This is a genomic window from Aeromicrobium chenweiae, from assembly GCF_003065605.1.
Classification (GTDB): domain Bacteria; phylum Actinomycetota; class Actinomycetes; order Propionibacteriales; family Nocardioidaceae; genus Aeromicrobium; species Aeromicrobium chenweiae.
This window is the reverse complement of record NZ_CP026952.1, coordinates 2,424,268-2,441,509: the sequence shown is the minus strand read 5'-3', so window position 1 is coordinate 2,441,509 and position 17,242 is coordinate 2,424,268. Positions and strand designations below refer to the sequence as shown.

The 17,242-nt window shown below is 71.7% G+C and carries 14 protein-coding genes; 12 read left to right on the top strand and 2 right to left on the bottom strand.

All coding sequences use genetic code 11. From position 1 onward, the window contains the following. Nucleotides 1–99: 99 nt before the first annotated feature. The 4 genes from C3E78_RS11800 to C3E78_RS11785 are packed head-to-tail and all read left to right on the top strand — an operon-like array spanning nt 100 to nt 4,930. On the top strand, nt 100–300 hold the full coding sequence (locus C3E78_RS11800) for a hypothetical protein (protein WP_108578604.1): 201 nt from the start codon (nt 100–102) through the stop codon (nt 298–300). Nucleotides 301–349: 49 nt separating this feature from the next. Then, on the top strand, nt 350–3,901 hold the full coding sequence (gene smc, locus C3E78_RS11795; protein WP_108578602.1) for a chromosome segregation protein SMC: 3,552 nt from the start codon (nt 350–352) through the stop codon (nt 3,899–3,901). Next, on the top strand, nt 3,898–4,326 hold the full coding sequence (locus C3E78_RS11790; RefSeq protein ID WP_108578600.1) for an acyl-CoA thioesterase: 429 nt from the start codon (nt 3,898–3,900) through the stop codon (nt 4,324–4,326). Before smc ends, C3E78_RS11790 begins: the two co-directional genes overlap by 4 nt. A gap of 46 nt (nt 4,327–4,372) precedes the next feature. Further along, on the top strand, nt 4,373–4,930 hold the full coding sequence (locus C3E78_RS11785) for an NYN domain-containing protein (protein ID WP_108578598.1): 558 nt from the start codon (nt 4,373–4,375) through the stop codon (nt 4,928–4,930). A 3-nt stretch (nt 4,931–4,933) separates the two neighbouring features. Here C3E78_RS11785 and C3E78_RS11780 read toward each other — a convergent pair whose 3' ends face one another. Together C3E78_RS11780 and C3E78_RS11775 are read right to left on the bottom strand one after the other, a co-directional pair. Further along, nucleotides 4,934–5,821 carry a M56 family metallopeptidase gene (locus C3E78_RS11780; protein ID WP_108578596.1) on the bottom strand — a complete coding sequence of 296 codons (888 nt, stop codon included), beginning with the start codon at nt 5,819–5,821 and terminating at the stop codon, nt 4,934–4,936. Then, complete coding sequence (locus C3E78_RS11775) at nt 5,818–6,186, bottom strand: BlaI/MecI/CopY family transcriptional regulator (RefSeq protein ID WP_108578594.1); 369 nt, start codon at nt 6,184–6,186, stop codon at nt 5,818–5,820. Before C3E78_RS11775 ends, C3E78_RS11780 begins: the two co-directional genes overlap by 4 nt. Before the next feature lie 107 nt (nt 6,187–6,293). On the opposite strand from C3E78_RS11775, the gene C3E78_RS11770 reads away from it, so the two are divergent. The 8 genes from C3E78_RS11770 (at nt 6,294) to C3E78_RS11735 (ending at nt 17,190) form a co-directional block, all read left to right on the top strand. Further along, nucleotides 6,294–7,700, top strand: coding sequence for a cytochrome ubiquinol oxidase subunit I (locus C3E78_RS11770; RefSeq protein WP_108578592.1), 1,407 nt, complete (start codon nt 6,294–6,296; stop codon nt 7,698–7,700). A 12-nt stretch (nt 7,701–7,712) separates the two neighbouring features. Continuing rightward, nucleotides 7,713–8,708 carry a cytochrome d ubiquinol oxidase subunit II gene (gene cydB, locus C3E78_RS11765; RefSeq protein WP_108578590.1) on the top strand — a complete coding sequence of 332 codons (996 nt, stop codon included), beginning with the start codon at nt 7,713–7,715 and terminating at the stop codon, nt 8,706–8,708. Nucleotides 8,709–8,713: 5 nt separating this feature from the next. Continuing rightward, nucleotides 8,714–10,330, top strand: a complete 1,617-nt coding sequence (cydD, locus tag C3E78_RS11760; RefSeq protein WP_135804796.1) for a thiol reductant ABC exporter subunit CydD — start codon at nt 8,714–8,716, stop codon at nt 10,328–10,330. Beyond that, complete coding sequence (gene cydC / locus C3E78_RS11755) at nt 10,327–11,922, top strand: thiol reductant ABC exporter subunit CydC (protein WP_108578585.1); 1,596 nt, start codon at nt 10,327–10,329, stop codon at nt 11,920–11,922. The genes cydD and cydC overlap by 4 nt, the downstream gene beginning before the upstream one ends. Continuing rightward, nucleotides 11,919–13,061, top strand: a complete 1,143-nt coding sequence (gene ftsY, locus C3E78_RS11750) for a signal recognition particle-docking protein FtsY (RefSeq protein WP_108578583.1) — start codon at nt 11,919–11,921, stop codon at nt 13,059–13,061. Before cydC ends, ftsY begins: the two co-directional genes overlap by 4 nt. Before the next feature lie 155 nt (nt 13,062–13,216). Further along, nucleotides 13,217–14,470, top strand: coding sequence for an ammonium transporter (locus tag C3E78_RS11745; protein ID WP_108578581.1), 1,254 nt, complete (start codon nt 13,217–13,219; stop codon nt 14,468–14,470). Nucleotides 14,471–14,472: 2 nt separating this feature from the next. Next, complete coding sequence (locus C3E78_RS11740; RefSeq protein ID WP_108578579.1) at nt 14,473–14,811, top strand: P-II family nitrogen regulator; 339 nt, start codon at nt 14,473–14,475, stop codon at nt 14,809–14,811. 99 nt (nt 14,812–14,910) lie between these two features. Beyond that, entirely contained in the window at nt 14,911–17,190 is a 2,280-nt protein-coding gene (locus C3E78_RS11735; RefSeq protein WP_159085883.1) for a [protein-PII] uridylyltransferase, read from the top strand. The last annotated feature ends 52 nt before the right edge of the window (nt 17,191–17,242 follow it).

Sequence of the window (17,242 nt, the reverse complement as noted above, 5' to 3'; positions counted from 1 at the left end):
GGGCGCAGTTGACCCGGACGCCTCGAAAGTGGGAGACTACGAGACGCAGATCATCGTTTTCTGCCCATCAGAACAGTCTATTTCGCGCGGAGAACAACCATGGCCAAAGCACTTCTCGGATACCTCGGTGGACCCACCCCCGACCAGGTGCGAGAGACCGCGGCACTGCGACGTCGCGTCAGCGACCTCGAGAACGAGGTGCTGCGACTCAAGGTGGAGAACGACGGTCTCCTCGCGACCCTGCGTGAGCGGGTCGACCTGGTGACTGCCGAAGACCTCGCCGAGCCTGTCGCTCACTGACGTTCGGCCACACTAGGGTGGCTCCCAACCGTCGTACGTAGGAGCCCAGTTGTACCTCAAGAGCCTCACACTGCGTGGGTTCAAGTCCTTCGCCTCCTCGACGACCCTTCAGCTCGAGCCCGGCATCACGTGTGTCGTCGGTCCCAACGGCTCGGGCAAGTCCAACGTCGTCGACGCGCTCTCGTGGGTCATGGGCGAGCAGGGCGCGAAGTCCCTGCGCGGCGGCAAGATGGAGGACGTCATCTTCGCCGGGACGTCCGGCCGCCCGCCGCTCGGTCGCGCCGAGGTCGTGCTGACGATCGACAACTCCGACGGTGCCCTGCCGATCGAGTACACGGAGGTCACGATCTCGCGCACGATGTTCCGCAACGGCGGCTCGGAGTACGCGATCAACGGCAGCACGTGCCGCCTCCTGGACGTCCAGGAGCTGCTGAGCGACTCGGGCATCGGCCGCGAGATGCACGTCATCGTCGGCCAGGGCCAGCTCGACAGCGTCCTGCGGGCCACGCCGGAGGAGCGCCGCGGCTTCATCGAGGAGGCTGCGGGCGTCCTGAAGCACCGCAAGCGCAAGGAGAAGGCGATCCGCAAGCTGGACGCCACCCAGGGCAACCTGACCCGCCTGAACGACGTCCTGACCGAGCTGCGCCGCCAGCTCAAGCCGCTCGGCCGCCAGGCGGAGGTGGCGCGTCGTGCCGCGGTCATCCAGGCCGACGTCCGTGACGCCCGGGCGCGCCTGCTCGCCGACGACATCGTCACCGCGCGCACCACGATCGCCGAGGAGCTCGCGGACGAGACGGCACTGAAGGAGAAGCGGCAGGCGGTCGAGCAGGCCATCGCCGCGGCCCGGGAGCAGGAGACCGAGCTGGAGGACCAGCTGCGCGAGGACTCTCCTCGGCTGTCCGCGGCCCAGGAGACCTGGTACAGCCTCTCCGGCCTGCGCGAGCGCATCCGGGGAACCGCAGGACTGGCGAACGAGCGCGTCCGTCTCGCGGCCGTCGAGGCCGACGACCGCCACGTCGGTCGCGAGCCCGAGGAGCTCGAGGCCGAGGCCCGTCGCGCCCAGGAGCAGCACACCCAGCTGAGCGCCAGCGTCGCCGAGGCGACCGCCGCGCTCGCCGCGGTCATCGCCGAGCGCAACGAGGCCGAGGCGACCTACACCGCCGAGGAGCGTCGGGTCGCCGGGCTGCTGCGCGCCGCGGCCGACCAGCGCGAGGGCCTCGCACGCCTCCACGGCCAGGTCAACGCGCTCAAGAGTCGCTCGACCGCCGCGGGGGAGGAGATCGGCCGGCTCACCGCCGCCCGCGACGAGGCCGAGGCGCGTGCGCTCGACGCGCAGCGACAGTTCACCGCCCTCGAGAACGAGATCGCCGGGCTCAACGCGGGGGAGTCGGGCCTCGACGAGCAGCTCGAGGCCGCGGAGGCCGACCTGTCCGAGGCGACCGCGACGCTGTCGGCCCTCGGCACGCAGGTGCAGGACGCCGAGCGCCAGCAGGCGGCGCTCACCGCCCGCAAGGAGGCCCTCGAGCTGGGGCTGGCCCGCAAGGACGGCGCCGGTGCGCTGCTCGCGGCGACCGACGAGATCAGCGGCCTGCTGGGCTCGGTCGCGGCCCTGCTGACCGTGCGCGCCGGCTTCGAGACGGCCATCGCCGCCGCGCTCGGCTCCGCTGCCGACGCCGTCGCCGTCGACCACCTCGACACGGCCGTGTCGGCGATGGAGAAGCTGAAGTCCGAGGACCTCGGCCGCGCCGGCATGCTGCTGGGCGGCGGCGAGATCGACGACTCGACCTGGCCGGGGCTGCCCGACTTCGCGACGTACGCGGTCGACGTGGTGGACGGTCCCGCCGCCCTGCAGGGGGCGCTGCGCCGGCTGCTGTTCAAGGTCGCCGTCGTCGACACGCTCGACCAGTCGCAGGAGGTCGTCCGGGTCGCGCCCGACGTCACCGCCGTGACCCGCGAGGGCGACGTCCTCGGGGCGCACTTCGCGGCCGGAGGGTCGACGTCCAAGCAGAGCCTCATCGAGGTGCAGGCGGCGATCACCCAGGCCGACGAGGACCTCGCCGCGGCCGTCCACACCCTCGAGCGCCTGCGGTTCGAGCAGGAGGCCGGCGAGACGGCACGCGCCGCGGCGCAGGAACGCGTCGACGCCGCGCTCGGCGAGCTGCACGAGTCCGACGCCACGATGGCCGCCGTCGCGGAGCAGCTCGGCCACCTCGGCGCCACGACGCGGGCGGCACGGGGCGAGGCCGAACGACTGTCCGCCGCGATCACCAAGGCCGAGGAGGCCATGGCCGGTGACCTCTCGGGCCTCCAGGAGCTCGAGGAGCGCCTGGCGCAGGCCGAGTCCGCGCCGGAGGAGGAGCCCGACACCGCCCTGCTCGAGGAGCTCGCGGAGAAGGCGTCCGCGTGCCGCCGCGCCGAGACCGAGGCCCGTCTGTCGCTGCGCACGAACGAGGAGCGCGCCCGCGCTCTCGAGGGCCAGGTCACGGCCCTGTTCGAGGCCGCGACGTCCGAGCGGGAGTCGAGGCGCCGTGCCGCGGAGCGTCGCGCCCGCCAGCTGCGCGAGGCCGAGACCGCGCGGGCGGTCATCCTGGCCAGCGACCAGGTCCTGGCCCGCCTGGAACGGTCGATCGCGACGGCATCGGCCCTGCGCACCGCGATCGAGACGTCCCGGTCGGGGCGCGAGGAGACCCTCCGCAGCGTCCGGTCCCGGCTGCGCGACTTGTCCACCCAGCTCGACGGCCTGACCGACACGGTGCACAAGGACCAGATGGCCCGTGCCGAGCTGCGCCTGCGGCTGGAGGCCCTGGAGACCCGGGCGCTGGAGGAGCTCGGCCTCGAGGTCGAGACCCTGGTCGCCGACTACGGGCCCGACCAGCTCGTCCCGCCCGTCACGGTCGAGGGCGAGGACGACTCGCTGCCCACCGAGCCCGTCCCGTACGACCGCGAGACCCAGGTCAAGCGGCTGCGCACGGCCGAGCGCTCGATGGCGATGCTCGGCAAGGTCAACCCGTTGGCCCTCGAGGAGTTCACCGCCCTGGAGGAGCGCCACCAGTTCCTGTCCGAGCAGCTCGACGACCTGCGCAAGACCCGCCAGGACCTGCTCGACATCGTCGAGGAGGTCGACGCCAAGGTCGAGCAGGTCTTCACCGAGGCCTGGTACGACGTGGAGAACGCGTTCCAGCACGTCTTCAGCCGGCTGTTCCCCGGCGGCGAGGGGGCGCTCGTGCTCACCGACCCGCAGAACATGCTGACGACCGGCATCGACGTGGAGGCGCGCCCGGCGGGCAAGAAGGTCAAGCGGCTGTCGCTGCTGTCCGGCGGTGAGCGGTCGCTCGTGGCGGTCGCGTTCCTGGTCGCGCTGTTCAAGGCGCGGCCCAGCCCGTTCTACATCCTCGACGAGGTCGAGGCGGCCCTGGACGACGCCAACCTCGGACGCCTGCTGGAGCTGTACGAAGAGCTGCGCGCGAACTCCCAGCTCATCGTCATCACCCACCAGAAGCGCACGATGGAGGTCGCCGACGCGCTCTACGGCGTCTCGATGCGCGGCGACGGGGTCTCCGCAGTCATCAGCCAGCGCCTGCGCGAGGAGGAACCGGCGTGAGCGAGCCGCGCCTGCGCACGGACTTCGCGGTCCTGCGCACGATCACCACGCGCTGGGAGGACGAGGACGTCTACGGCCACGTCAACAACGTCGTCTACTACTCGTACTTCGACACGGCGGTCAACGGATTCCTCATCGACGCGACCGGCACCGACATCCGCCGGCTGGACGCGGTCGGGCTGGTCAAGGAGACCCGCTGCGAGTATCTCCGTGAGCTGGGCTTCCCCGCGGACGTCCAGGCCGGTCTCGCCGTGACCCGGCTCGGCACGTCGAGCATCGTCTACCGCATCGCGCTGTTCCAGGGCGACGACGACGAGCCGGCGGCGATCGGCCACTTCGTGCACGTCTACGTCGACGCCGAGGCGCGCACGGTGACGCCGGTCCCCGACGTGATCCGCGAGGCCGTGGCCCCGCTGGTGGTCTGACCCACTCGCCGGGCGCCCTGGCCGGTGCACCGCGTAGGGTCCGAGCATGACTGATCGCACCACGTACGTCCTGGTCGACGGCGAGAACATCGACGCGACCCTGGGTCAGTCCATCCTCGGTCGCCGGCCGCAGCCGCACGAGCGTCCCCGGTGGGACCGTCTCCTGCAGTTCGCCGAGGACACGTGGGACCAGCCGGTCGCCGGGCTGTTCTTCCTCGCGGCCAACGGCGAGCTGCCGATGCCGTTCGTGCAGGCGCTCACCGCGATCGGCTTCCGCCCGGTGCCGCTGTCGGGCAACGCCGACGAGAAGGTCGTCGACATCGCGATCCAGCGCACCCTGGAGGAGCTCGGTCGTCGCGAGGCCGACGTGATGCTGGCCAGCAACGACGGCGACTTCGTCGAGCAGCTGAGCCCCCTGGTGGGGCCGGGCCGGCGGACGGCGCTGCTCGCGTTCCGCGAGTTCCGCAGCGCCGGCTTCGTGCCGCTGATCGACCGGGGCCTGGAGTTCCACGACCTCGAGTACGACGTCCAGGCGTTCAACACCAGGCTGCCGCGCATTCGCGTCATCCCGATCGCCGAGTTCGACCCGCGAGAGTTCCTCTGAGCCTCAGCCGGTGAGGGTGTGGATCGCGTGCGCCATCCACGGCACCGCGAGCAGCACGGTCGGCGCCACGAGCACGACCACCGAGATGAGGTAGGCGAGCCCTGACGCCGGCGCGTTGCGGGGATCGGGGTCGAGGAGCCGGGTCATCCGGACGCTCGCCGAGCCGCCGCTGCCCAGCGCGCCTGCCGGGGTGGGTGCGCCGGCGAGGGCCACCAGGGCCCGGGCGACCGAGGCCTCGCCGCAGGACTTGCGCGCGGCGTCGTCGGCGAGCAGCTCGACCATGACCTGGCTCTGCACGAGCGGGGCGTCGGTGCGCAGGAACCGGGGGAACGCCCGGTGCAGGACCGTGAACGACTCGAGGACCAAATCGTGCCGCCGGCGCACGTGTGCGCGCTCGTGCTCGAGCACTGCGGCGTACTCCGTGGCCGACAGGGTCGAGATCGTGCCCTGCGATACCACGATGCGTGGCGACGCGATGCCCGGGACGCAGTAGGCGATCGGGGTCTCCTCCTGCAGGATGCGGATCGCCGGTGCCATGCCGTCGGCCTCGCCCAGCAGGTCGACGAGGTGGCGCTGGCGCCGCCGGCGGGCCTGCGTCTCGCGCCACACGGTCCACGCCGCCCACCAGAACCGCGCCCACACCAGCACGCCGACGCCGAGGATGACCAGGTGCAGCGCGATCCGCCACCAGGTGAGCCGTTCGGCGGTGACCAGCCACAGTGCGGTGGACAGCGCGGCGCCCGAGATCGCGAGCACGGCTGCCAGGGCGAACGACTGCCACAGGATGATCCCGGCGCGCGGGACCAGCAACGGCCAGCTCGTGCGGGCGAGCAGTGCGGGGATCGGCAGCGACAGGGCGAGCCCGATCAGCCCGAGCAGGAGCGGGGTCATTCCGAGGCTCGCGACTCGATCTCGTCGAGGGCGGCGCGCAGTGCCTGGGCCTCTGCGACGTCGACGGTGCGGGCGAAGTGCACGAGGGCCGCGGTGCGGTCGGCTCCGGCCTGGTCGAGTGCGGCGTGGAGCAGCTCGGACGTCGCCGCGTCGCGCGTCAGGGCAGGGGCGTAGCGGAACGCGCGGCCGTCACGCTCGCGGCGGACCATCTCCTTGGTCCCGAGGCGGTCGAGGACGGTCATGATCGTCGTGTACGCCAGGTCGCGCTCGTCCAGGGCGTCGAGGACCTCGCGCACCTTCATGGGCGCGGACGAGTCCCACAGGACGTTCATGACCGAGCGTTCCAGCTCTCCCAGATGAGGCATGTGACCCAATCTACTACGCCAGGTAGTAAATGCGCTTGCGGCGGCTCGTGCGGTGTTACTACGATCCGTAGTAGTTACTACATGGCGTAGTAGAAGAAGGAGCAGACATGGATGTCCTGGACCTCGCACGATGGCAGTTCGGCATCACCACCGTGTACCACTTCTTCTTCGTGCCGCTCACGATCGGACTGTCCGTCCTGGTCGCCACGATGCAGACGATCTGGCGCCGTTCGGGCGACGAGCGCTGGCTTCGCCTGACCAAGTTCTTCGGCAAGCTGTTCCTCATCAACTTCGCGATGGGCATCGCGACCGGCATCGTCCAGGAGTTCCAGTTCGGGATGAACTGGAGCGACTACTCGCGCTTCGTGGGCGACATCTTCGGCGCTCCGCTGGCGATCGAGGGCCTGCTGGCGTTCTTCCTGGAGTCCACCTTCCTCGGCCTGTGGATCTTCGGCTGGGACCGGCTCAAGCCGGGCCTCCACCTCGCGTGCATCTGGATCGCCGCGGCCGGCACGGTGTTCTCGGCGTACTTCATCCTCGCGGCCAACTCGTTCATGCAGAACCCGGTCGGTTACACGCTCAACGGCGAGAAGGGCCGCGCCGAGCTCACCGACTTCGGAGCGGTGCTGACGAACAAGGTGCTGCTGGCCACGTTCCCGCACCAGATCATCGGCTGCTTCATGGTCGCCGGCGCGTTCGTCGCCGGGGTCGCGCTGTGGAACATGATGCGGCACCCCGATCGCGACGCCGACGCGTTCCGTCCCGCCTTCCGCATGGGCGCGGTCGTGCTGCTCGTCGCCGGCCTCGGCACGATGATCACCGGCGACTTCCAGGGCAAGGTCATGACCGAGGTGCAGCCCATGAAGATGGCCGCGGCCGAGGCGCTGTACGACGACGCCAAGCCCGCGCCGTTCTCGATCCTCACGGTCGGGACGCTCGACGGGTCCGAGGAGGTCTTCAAGCTCGAGGTCCCCAAGCTGCTCTCGTTCCTCGGCACCGGGACCTTCGACGGGGAGGTCCGCGGCATCGACTCGCTGCAGGAGGAGTACGAGCAGAAGTACGGCCCCGGCGACTACAAGCCCAACATCCCCGTCACGTACTGGACCTTCCGCGCGATGATCACGGCGGGCGGACTGGCGATGGCGGCCGGCGCGCTCATGCTCTGGGCCACCAGGCGAGGCCGCACCCCGCGCTCGCGGTGGATGCTCCGGGCGGCGATCGTCCTGCCGCTGCTGCCCATGGCGGCGAACTCGTTCGGCTGGATCTTCACCGAGATGGGCCGTCAGCCGTGGGTCGTGTTCGGCCTCATGCCGACCGCGTCCGGCGTCTCGCCCAGCACGAGCGTGGGGGAGGTGGCGACGTCGCTGGCGACGTTCACCCTCCTCTACGGCGTCCTGGCCGTCATCGAGGTGCGGCTGCTGCTGCGCTACGTGCAGGCCGGACTGCCCCAGCTCGACCCCCCACGCGACCCGGACCTCGGCGACGCCGACGCGCCGCTCGCGTACGCCTACTGATCGGACACTGACATGGAGCTCACGACCTTCTGGTTCATCATCATCGCGGTCCTGTGGGTCGGCTACCTCGTCCTCGAGGGGTTCGACTTCGGCGTCGGCATGCTCATGGCGGTGCTCGCGCGGGATGACACCGAGCGCCGGGTCCTGATCAACACGATCGGCCCGGTCTGGGACGGCAACGAGGTGTGGTTGCTCGTCGCCGGCGGAGCCACGTTCGCGGCGTTCCCCGAGTGGTACGCGACGCTGTTCAGCGGCTTCTACCTGCCGCTGCTCCTGATCCTCGTGGCGTTGATCGTGCGAATCATCGGCATCGAGTTCCGCTCCAAGCGGGACGAGGTGTCGTGGCGGCGGCGCTGCGACACCGCGATCGTGTTCGGGTCGGTCGTCCCCGCCCTGTTGTGGGGCGTCGCGCTGGCCAACATCGTGCGCGGTGTGCCGATCGACGCCGACGGCGAGTACGTCGGCGGGTTCTTCAACCTGCTGAACCCCTACGGGCTGCTCGGCGGGCTGGTCACGCTGTCGGTCTTCCTGGTGCACGGCGCGTTCTTCGTCGGTCTCAAGACCGTGGGGCCCATCCGTGAGCGGGCGATCCGGCTCGGCCTGCGGGCCGGCGTCGTCGCCGGGGCCCTGGCCGTGGCGTTCGTCGTGTGGACCGGCCTGGCCCAGGACAGCCTCGCGGTGTGGATCCTCGGCGGGCTGACCGTCCTCGCGTTCGTGATCGGCATGCTCAACGCGCTCGACCGGCGCGACGGCCGGGCGTTCGCCGGCACCGCCGTGGCGATCGCGCTGCTGGTGGCGACACTGTTCAGCGGGCTGTTCCCCGACGTCATGCCGTCCTCGCTCGACGCGGCCTGGTCGCTGACCACGACCAACGCCGCCTCGACGCCGTACACGCTCACGATCATGTCGTGGGTCGCGGTGTTCTTCACCCCGATCGTCATCGGCTACCAGAGCTGGTCCTACTGGGTGTTCCGCCGCCGCATCGGCGTGCACCACATCCCGGTGTGACGGCGATGCGTCCCCTGGATCCCCGTCTCGTCCGTCGCTCCCGCGGCGTGCGCCGGCTCCTTGCCGTCAGCGTCGCGCTGGGCCTCGCCACCGCGGGACTGGTGATCGCCGTCGCGTACGTCGTGGCGCAGGTCGTCGCGCAACGCTTCGACGGCGAGCCGGTCGCCGCTCTGGTGACGGCGGTCGCGGTCGGCCTGGCCGCCCGGGCGGCGGTCACCTGGTGCCACACGGCCGTGTCCGCCCGCGCGGCAGCGTCGGTCAAGGCCGAGCTGAGAGGTGAGGTCGTCGACGACCTGCTCGATCCGCGTCGTCTGGGGCCGCGGCCCAACAGCTCGCGGGTGGTTGCCCTGCTCGGGCCGGGGCTCGACGCGTTCGACGGGTACGTCGGCCGGTTCCTGCCGCAGGTCGTCCTGACGGCGCTCGTCCCGCCGTTGGTGCTGCTCGCGGTGGCCCGCGCGGACCTGCTGTCGGCGATCGTGCTCGCGGTGACGTTGCCGCTGATCATCGTCTTCATGGTCCTGGTCGGCATGCTCACGAAGGACCGGATCGACCGGCGCTGGCAGGCACTCGAGCGTCTCGGCCGGCACTTCGCGGACGTGCTCGACGGGCTGACGGTCCTCAAGGTCTTCGGCCGGCGCCAGGAGAAGGGGCTCCGCGAGGTGGGGGAGCGGCACCGCCGCGAGACCGTCCGTGCGCTGCGCCTGGCCTTCCTGTCCTCGCTGGTGCTCGAGCTGTTCTCGACGCTCGCCGTCGCGCTCGTGGCGGTGAGCGTCGGCCTGCGGGTCGTCGAGGGGGACCTCGAGCTCGGGCCCGCGCTGTTCGTCCTGCTCCTCGCCCCCGAGGCGTTCGCGCCGGTGAAGCGGCTGGGCGCGATGTTCCACGACAGCACCGAGGGTGCCGAGGCGACCGCGGAGCTGTTGGGCCTGCTCGACCACGACCGGCACGAAGGAGCGGCGCCCGCACCGGACCTGCGGGCTGCCGAGATCGTCCTCGACGGCGTCGTGGTCCGCCGCGCCGGGCGCTCGGCGCCGAGCCTGGAGCTGGCCCACACGCGGGTCCGGCCCGGCGAGTTCGTCGCCGTCACCGGCCCCTCTGGCTGTGGCAAGTCCACCCTGCTGTCGCTGCTGATGGCCTTCGACCGCCCCACCACCGGCTACGTCCTGGTGGACGACGTGGACCTGTCCTCGATCGACCCCGTGGCCTGGCGGCGACAGATCGCGTGGGTCCCGCAGGTGCCCGGGCTCGTGCCGGGCACGATCGAGGACAACGTGCGTCTGGGCGACGACGAGTCGGGCCGGGACGACGTGTCCGCCGCGCTGCGGGACGCCGGAGCGGCGGACCTGCCGCTGGACCGGGTGATCGACGAGTCCGGTGACGACGTCTCGGCCGGCGAGCGCCGACGGATCGCGGTGGCTCGTGCCGTGCTGCGCGTGCGCCGTGGGGACGCCCGGCTGGTGCTGCTCGACGAGCCGACGGCCGGCCTCGACGCATCCCGCGAGGCGGCCGTCCTCGCCACCCTCCGCTCGCTCGACGTGACCGTCCTGGTCGTCGCCCACCGCCCGGAGACGATCGCGGCCGCGGACCGCGAGCTCCGGCTGACCTCGAGGATGGTGCTCGCATGACGATGGTGTGGGGCCGGCTGATGGGCGTGCTGTCCGAGCTCGCCGGCATTGCCCTGCTGCTCACGTCCGCGTGGCTGATCGTGCGGGCGGCGGAGCAGCCGCCGGTGCTGTACCTGATGGTGGCGATCGTCGGGGTGCGGTTCTTCGGGCTCACCCGGGCCGTGCTGCGGTACGTCGAGCGGCTCCTGACCCACGACGCGACGTTCGCCCGCATCACCGAGGCGCGCGTCGCGGTCTACCGTGACCTCGACCGGATCGCACCGGGTGGCATGGCGTCGCGTCGTCGGGGTGACCTGGTGAGCCGGGTCGTCTCGGACGTCGACGCGATCCAGGACCGGGTGCTGCGCCTGCGTGGCCCGTGGGTCGTCGCGATCGCGTCCTCGGCCGTGACGATCGGCCTGGTCGGCGTGGTCGACCTGCGGTCCGGCCTGGTGCTCGCTGCCACGACGCTCGCGGCGATGGCCGGCGTGCGTACGGTCGTGCCATGGTCGGTGCGCCGCGCCGGGACCCTGACGGCCCGGTGGCGCGGCGACCTCGCGGCGGACGTCTCGCAGGCGGTGCTGGCCGCCCCGGACCTCGTGGCGTACGGGGCGACGGACGTCCTGCGTCGCGAGACGCGCCGGTCGACCGCCTCGCTCGAGGCGGCCCAGCGCCGGGCCGCGGTCGTCACCGGTCTGGGGGAGGCTCTCGTGCTCCTGGCGACCGGCGTGGCCGTGGCCACGATCGCCGCGCTCTCGGCAGATCTGGCCCCGGTGCTCGTGGGCGTCGTCGTCCTGGCACCGCTCGCGCTCGTCGAGCCGCTCTCGGCGCTCGCGGAGGCAGAACGGCTCCGGCCCGAGATCGAGGGCGCGGAGGCGCGGCTCGGCGAGCTCGCGCTGGCGGCAGCGGCGATCACCGACCCGGTCGACCCGCTGCCGCTGCCCGCGAACTACGACCTGGTCGCCCGCGACCTCGCCGTGGGCTGGACCTCGACCGTGGCCCGGGGGATCGAGCTCGACCTGCCGGCGGGCGCGGTCCTGGGCGTCACGGGCCCGAGCGGCTCGGGCAAGAGCACGCTCGCCCACACGCTCGCGCGCCTCGCGGAGCCGCGCGGGGGACAGGTGCTGCTCGGCGGCGTCGACGTCCGCGAGCTCGCCGCGACGGACGTGCGCAGCGTCGTCGGCTACCTGGGACAGGACGAGATCGTGTTCGACACCACGATCCGGGAGAACCTGCGCATCGCGGACCCGCACGCGTCCGACGCCGAGCTGCACCGCGCGCTCGGGACCGCCGGTCTGGGGGACTTCGTCGCCTCGCTGGCCGACGGCCTGGACACGCGGGTCGGCGAGCGCGGCAACCGGCTGTCCGGTGGCGAGCGGCAACGGCTGTGCCTGGCCCGCCTGGTGCTGGGCGGACATCGCGTGCTGATCGTCGACGAGCCCACCGAGCACCTCGACGCGGAGGCGGGCGAGGCGCTGATGGACGACCTGCTGGCCCTCGTGCCCGGCCGGAGCGTCCTGGTCATCAGCCACTCCGCCGCCGTGCTGGAGCGGGTCGGCCAGGTCGTGTCCGTGGGCGGCGCCCAACACGACCCGCATAGGATCGCGGTGTGACCACGACCGTTCTTCTCATCATCATCGCTGCCGCTGTCGTCATCCTGGGGGCAGGCATCGGCCTCGTCATGTCCCGCGGGAGGGCGGAGCTGCCTCCGCCCGCGGACCTGCAGGAGATCACCGACGAGGTCATCCACCACCCCGAACGCCCCGAGCCCCACCTGGAGGACGAGGACGTCCCGGGCCCGCCGACGGCCGTCGACACGCTGGAGCGCCCGGAGGCCCCGCAGGGGCGTCTCGTCCGCCTGCGCGCCCGGCTCGCCAAGTCACAGGGCTCGCTCGGCAAGGGGCTGCTGGCCGTCCTGGGTCGCTCGACCCTCGACGAGGCCGCGTGGGAGGAGATCGAGGACACCCTGCTCGCCGCCGACGTGGGCGTGACGGCGACCGACGAGCTCGTGCAGAACCTCCGCACGAAGCTGCGCGTCGAGGGCATCACCGACCCCCAGCTGGCCAAGGCCGCCCTGCGTGAGGAGCTCGTCCGGCTGGTCGACCCGACGCTGGACCGCACGCTGCGCTCCACCGGGGCCGACGACAAGCCCGGCGTCGTGCTGGTCGTCGGCGTCAACGGCACCGGCAAGACCACGACCGTCGGCCGCCTCGCGCGCGTGCTGGTGGCCGAGGAGCAGACCGTCGTCCTCGGCGCGGCCGACACGTTCCGTGCCGCCGCCGCCGACCAGCTGCAGACCTGGGGCGAGCGGGTCGGCGTCCCGACCGTGCGCGGTCCCGAGGGCGGCGACCCCGCGAGCGTCGGGTTCGAGGCCGTCCAGCGTGGCATCGCCGACGAGACCGACGTCGTGCTCGTCGACACCGCGGGCCGTCTGCACACCAAGTCCGGCCTGATGGACGAGCTCGGCAAGGTCAAGCGCGTGATCGAGAAGCAGGCTCCCGTCACCGAGGTCCTGCTGGTCATCGACGCGACGACGGGTCAGAACGGCCTGACCCAGGCGCGCGTCTTCGGCGAGGTCGTGGACGTGACGGGCATCGTCCTGACCAAGCTCGACGGCACGGCCAAGGGCGGCATCGTCATCGCGGTCCAGCGCGAGCTCGGCGTCCCGGTCAAGTTCGTGGGACTCGGCGAGGGCGAGGACGACCTCGCCCCGTTCGACGCCGAGGAGTTCGTCGACGCACTGCTGTCCTGAGGCCGGCCGGCCGCAGGGCCCGAAACACGGTGTTAACACGGCATCCGATTTCGTGACCTGGTCGCAACACCAGGGGCGGCATCTTGAAATCCTCCGCAATCAGGCTGTGACGCAGCGGGTGGCATCACGCCCGCAGTCACCACTTCGGAGGTTTCATGGATACCGGCGATACCGCGTGGATCCTGGCCAGCTCGGCCTTGGTCCTGCTCATGACGCCAGGCCTGGCGTTCTTCTACGGCGGCATGGTCCGCTCCAAGACAGTGCTCAACATGATGATGATGAGCTTCTCGGCTCTCGCGATCATTCCCGTCCTGTGGGTCCTCTACGGCTACTCGCTCGCCTTCAGCCCTGACGGCAGCAAGTTCCTCGGCGGCTTCAAGCGCCTGGGACTCGACAACATCTCGGTCAACACGGCGTACGGCACGATCCCCGAGTACGTCTTCGTGGGCTTCCAGCTGATGTTCGCGATCATCACCGTGGCTCTGATCAGCGGCGCGATCGCGGACCGGGCCAAGTTCAGCGCCTGGCTCGTGTTCGTCGTCGTCTGGGTGACGATCGTGTACTTCCCGGTCGCGCACTGGGTCTTCGACTTCAACGAGGACAGTGGCGGCTGGATCGCGAACAACCTCGAGGCCATCGACTTCGCCGGCGGCACGGCCGTCCACATCAACGCCGGTGCGGCCGGCCTCGCCCTGGCACTGGTGCTGGGCAAGCGCGTCGGCTGGCGGCGCGACCCGATGCGTCCGCACAACCTGCCGTTCGTCCTGCTCGGTGCGGGCCTGCTGTGGTTCGGCTGGTTCGGCTTCAACGCCGGCTCCGCGGTCGGTGCCAACGGGCTGGCCGGACTCGCGTTCGTCAACACCGCCGTCGCCACCGCCGCCGCGATCATCGGCTGGATCGCCGTGGAGTACTTCCGCGAGGGCAAGGGCACGAGCCTCGGCGCCGCGTCGGGTGCCGTCGCGGGCCTGGTCGCCATCACCCCGGCCGCGGGCGCCATCTCGCCGTTCGGCTCGATCGCACTCGGCATCGTCGCGGGCGTCCTGTGTGCGCTGGCGGTGGGCCTGAAGTACAAGCTCGGGTACGACGACTCGCTCGACGTCGTGGGTGTCCACCTCGTCGGTGGCCTCGTCGGCACGATCCTGATCGGGTTCCTCGCGGTCGGCGACGTCGGCCTCTTCTACGGTGGCGACCTCTCGCAGCTCGGCAAGCAGGTCCTCGCGGCGGTCGTCGTGCTGGCCTACTCGTTCGTGCTCACGTACGTCATCGGTAAGTTGATCGACGTGACGATCGGTTTCCGGGTGAGCGAGGAGGACGAGGTGACCGGCATCGACCAGGTCGAGCACCTCGAGACCGCCTACGACTACGCCGGCAGCAGCACAGGCGGATCCAACCTTCTGAAGGAGCTCTGAGCATGAAGCTGGTAACCGCGGTGATCAAGCCGCACAAGTGGGAAGAGGTCCGCGAGGCCCTGGCGGCAGCAGGCGTCGCCGGCATGACGGTGACCGAGGCCAGCGGCTACGGGCAGCAGAAGGGGCACACCGAGGTCTACCGCGGTGCGGAGTACGACGTGTCGCTCGTGCCGAAGATCCGGCTCGAGGTCGTCGTCGACGACGCCGACGCGGCGAGCGTGGTCTCGACGATCACCGCCTCGGCGCAGACCGGCAAGATCGGCGACGGCAAGGTGTGGGTCGTCCCCGTCGACTCCGTCGTCCGCGTCCGCACGGGCGAGACCGACGAGGCCGCGCTCTAACCCCACCTCGCTGGGCCTGACGTTCTGGCAGACACGCCGACGGCGTGTTCGTCGAAACGTCAGGCCCAGCGTCGTGTGGGGGCGCACTAGCCTGTGCTCGTGACCGACCATCCCGATCTCGCCCGCCGCCGCGCCGACCGGGCCCTGGAGGCCGACCGGCGCCTGCGGCAGCTGTTCGCGGCGGCGGTGCCCGACAGCGGGGGCGACCCGCGGGAGGGCGGGGGACTCGCGCTGGTCGCGGTCGGCGGGTACGGCCGCTCCGAGCTCTCTCCCTTCAGCGACCTGGACGTCGTCCTGCTGCACGACCCGTCGGTCGAGGAGTCCGTCGTCCGCGAGGTCGCCGAGGCCATCTGGTACCCGCTGTGGGACGACGGGGTGGCGCTCGACCACTCCGTGCGGGACACCGTCCAGATGCGCGACGCCGCAGCGAGCGACCACCGCGCGGCGATGGGCATGCTCGATGCCCGCCCGGTCGCCGGTGACTCGGGGCTGGTCCTGGGCCTGCGCTCGGAGGTCCTCGCGGACTGGCGGCGAGACGCCCGCACCCGCGTGGAGGAGGTGCGCCAGGCACGTCAGGCCCGCATCGAGCGGGCCGGCTGGCTCGCGCACGCCGCGGTCCCCGACCTGAAGGAGTCGGGCGGGGGACTGCGCGACAGCGTGATCCTGCGCGCGCTCGTCGCGACGTGGCTCATCGACGTCCCGCACGGGGAGTCCGAGTGGCTGCGCAGCTCCCTGCTCGACGTCCGCGACGCCCTGCACCAGACCGTGGGGCGCCGGGTCGAGCGGCTCGACGCGGACGTCATCCCCGACGTGGCGGCGGTGCTGGGGATGGGGGCCGAGGAGCTCGACCTGCACACCCGACAGATCGGTCGCCGGATCGCGCACCTGGCCTCGCTGGCCTGGCGCAAGGTGGACGACGCGCTCGCTCCGCCCCGCAAGGGGACGATCACGTCCCGCGGCCCCAAGGTCCTGCCCCTCGGCGACGGGGTCGGCGTCCTCGCGGGTGAGGTCATCGTGACCAAGGACGCCGATCCCGCGACGGACCCCGAGCTCGCCCTGCGGGCCGCGGCCGCCGCCGCACGCGAGGGTCTGCCCCTCGGCCCGGGGTCCGCGGTCCGGCTGGCCAGGACGATGGGCGAGCTGCCCGATCCCTGGCCGCCCACGGCCCGCCGACACTTGGTCGACCTGCTCACCGCCGGACCGGGGCTCGTGCGCGTGTGGGACGAGCTCGACTTCGCCGGGGTGGTCGACCGCGTGCTGCCCGAGTGGGCGCCCATCCGCCTGCGCGGGTCCTCGTCGCCGGTGCATCGCTTCACCGTCGACCGGCACAGCCTGGAGGCGTGCGTCCACGCCGCGGCGATCAAGCGCGACGTCGCCCGTCCCGACCTCCTGGCCGTGGCCGCGCTGCTGCACGACATCGGCAAGGGCGTCGCGGGCGACCACTCCGAGGTGGGCGAGCCGATGGCGACCCGCATCGCCCTGCGGTGGGGGTTCGACGCGGCCGACGCCGACGTCGTGGGACGCCTCGTGCGCTGGCACCTGCTGCTGCCGACGATCGCGACACGACGTGACATCGAGGACCCCTCGACCGCGGCGAACGTCGCGGAGATCGTGGGCACGGAGGACTTCCTGGACCTCCTGGCCGCCCTGACGGCCTCGGACGCCCAGTCCACCGGCGCGAGTGCGTGGTCGACCTGGCGACGCGGGCTCATCGAAGGACTCGTCGAGAAGGTCCGGGGCGTCCTCGACGAGTCGGTCGGCAGCCCGGACGCCGAGGCGTACGAGGGCTGGCCTGTCCACGTGCCGGTCCCCGACTGGGGGACCACGGGACCCGCGGACTTCACGCTGACGGTCGAGCCGCACCAGGGCGGCTCGCTGCTCACGATCGTCACCGCGAACCGCCGGGGCGTCATGGCCGATCTCGCCGGTGGACTGGCGCTGGCCGGCCTCGCGATCCGCTCCGCGCGCACCGTCACGCTCGGCGACGTCGCGGTGTCGCTGTGGGAGGTGTCGCGCCAGGACGTCGACCCGGCCCGCCTGACCGAACGCCTCCGGCCCGCGATGGCGGGGGACCTCGACCTGGCCGGCCGGCTCGAGCTCGCGTCGATCCCCGACGCGGAGGATGCCCGCGTACGACTGCTCGGCAACGTCTCGGAGACGGCCACGGTCGTCGAGGTCCGGGCGCACGACCGGAGGGGGCTCGTGTGGACGGTGTGCGACCAGATCGCCTCCCTCGGCCTGTCGATCCGCTCGGCCCACATGTCGACGTACGGGGACGAGGTCCGCGACGTCTTCTACGTCGTCGACGTGGACGGGAACCGTCTCGACGGACCTACCGCCGAGAAGCTGCGCGACGCCCTGGCAGCAGCCCTGACGTGACCGTGATGCCGACGCACCGCCCCGGACCGGCAGGGGCGCTCGGGGCCTCGGT

Excerpts from the sequence above, each read along its gene's own strand:
- C3E78_RS11800 (WP_108578604.1), top strand. The coding sequence starts at position 100 with ATGGCCAAAGCACTTCTCGGATACCTCGGTGGACCCACCCCCGACCAG.
- C3E78_RS11785 (WP_108578598.1), top strand. The coding sequence starts at position 4,373 with ATGACTGATCGCACCACGTACGTCCTGGTCGACGGCGAGAACATCGAC.
- C3E78_RS11780 (WP_108578596.1), bottom strand. The coding sequence starts at position 5,821 with ATGACCCCGCTCCTGCTCGGGCTGATCGGGCTCGCCCTGTCGCTGCCG.
- C3E78_RS11775 (WP_108578594.1), bottom strand. The coding sequence starts at position 6,186 with ATGCCTCATCTGGGAGAGCTGGAACGCTCGGTCATGAACGTCCTGTGG.
- C3E78_RS11770 (WP_108578592.1), top strand. The coding sequence starts at position 6,294 with ATGGATGTCCTGGACCTCGCACGATGGCAGTTCGGCATCACCACCGTG.
- cydB (WP_108578590.1), top strand. The coding sequence starts at position 7,713 with ATGGAGCTCACGACCTTCTGGTTCATCATCATCGCGGTCCTGTGGGTC.
- cydD (WP_135804796.1), top strand. The coding sequence starts at position 8,714 with ATGCGTCCCCTGGATCCCCGTCTCGTCCGTCGCTCCCGCGGCGTGCGC.
- cydC (WP_108578585.1), top strand. The coding sequence starts at position 10,327 with ATGACGATGGTGTGGGGCCGGCTGATGGGCGTGCTGTCCGAGCTCGCC.
- C3E78_RS11745 (WP_108578581.1), top strand. The coding sequence starts at position 13,217 with ATGGATACCGGCGATACCGCGTGGATCCTGGCCAGCTCGGCCTTGGTC.
- C3E78_RS11740 (WP_108578579.1), top strand. The coding sequence starts at position 14,473 with ATGAAGCTGGTAACCGCGGTGATCAAGCCGCACAAGTGGGAAGAGGTC.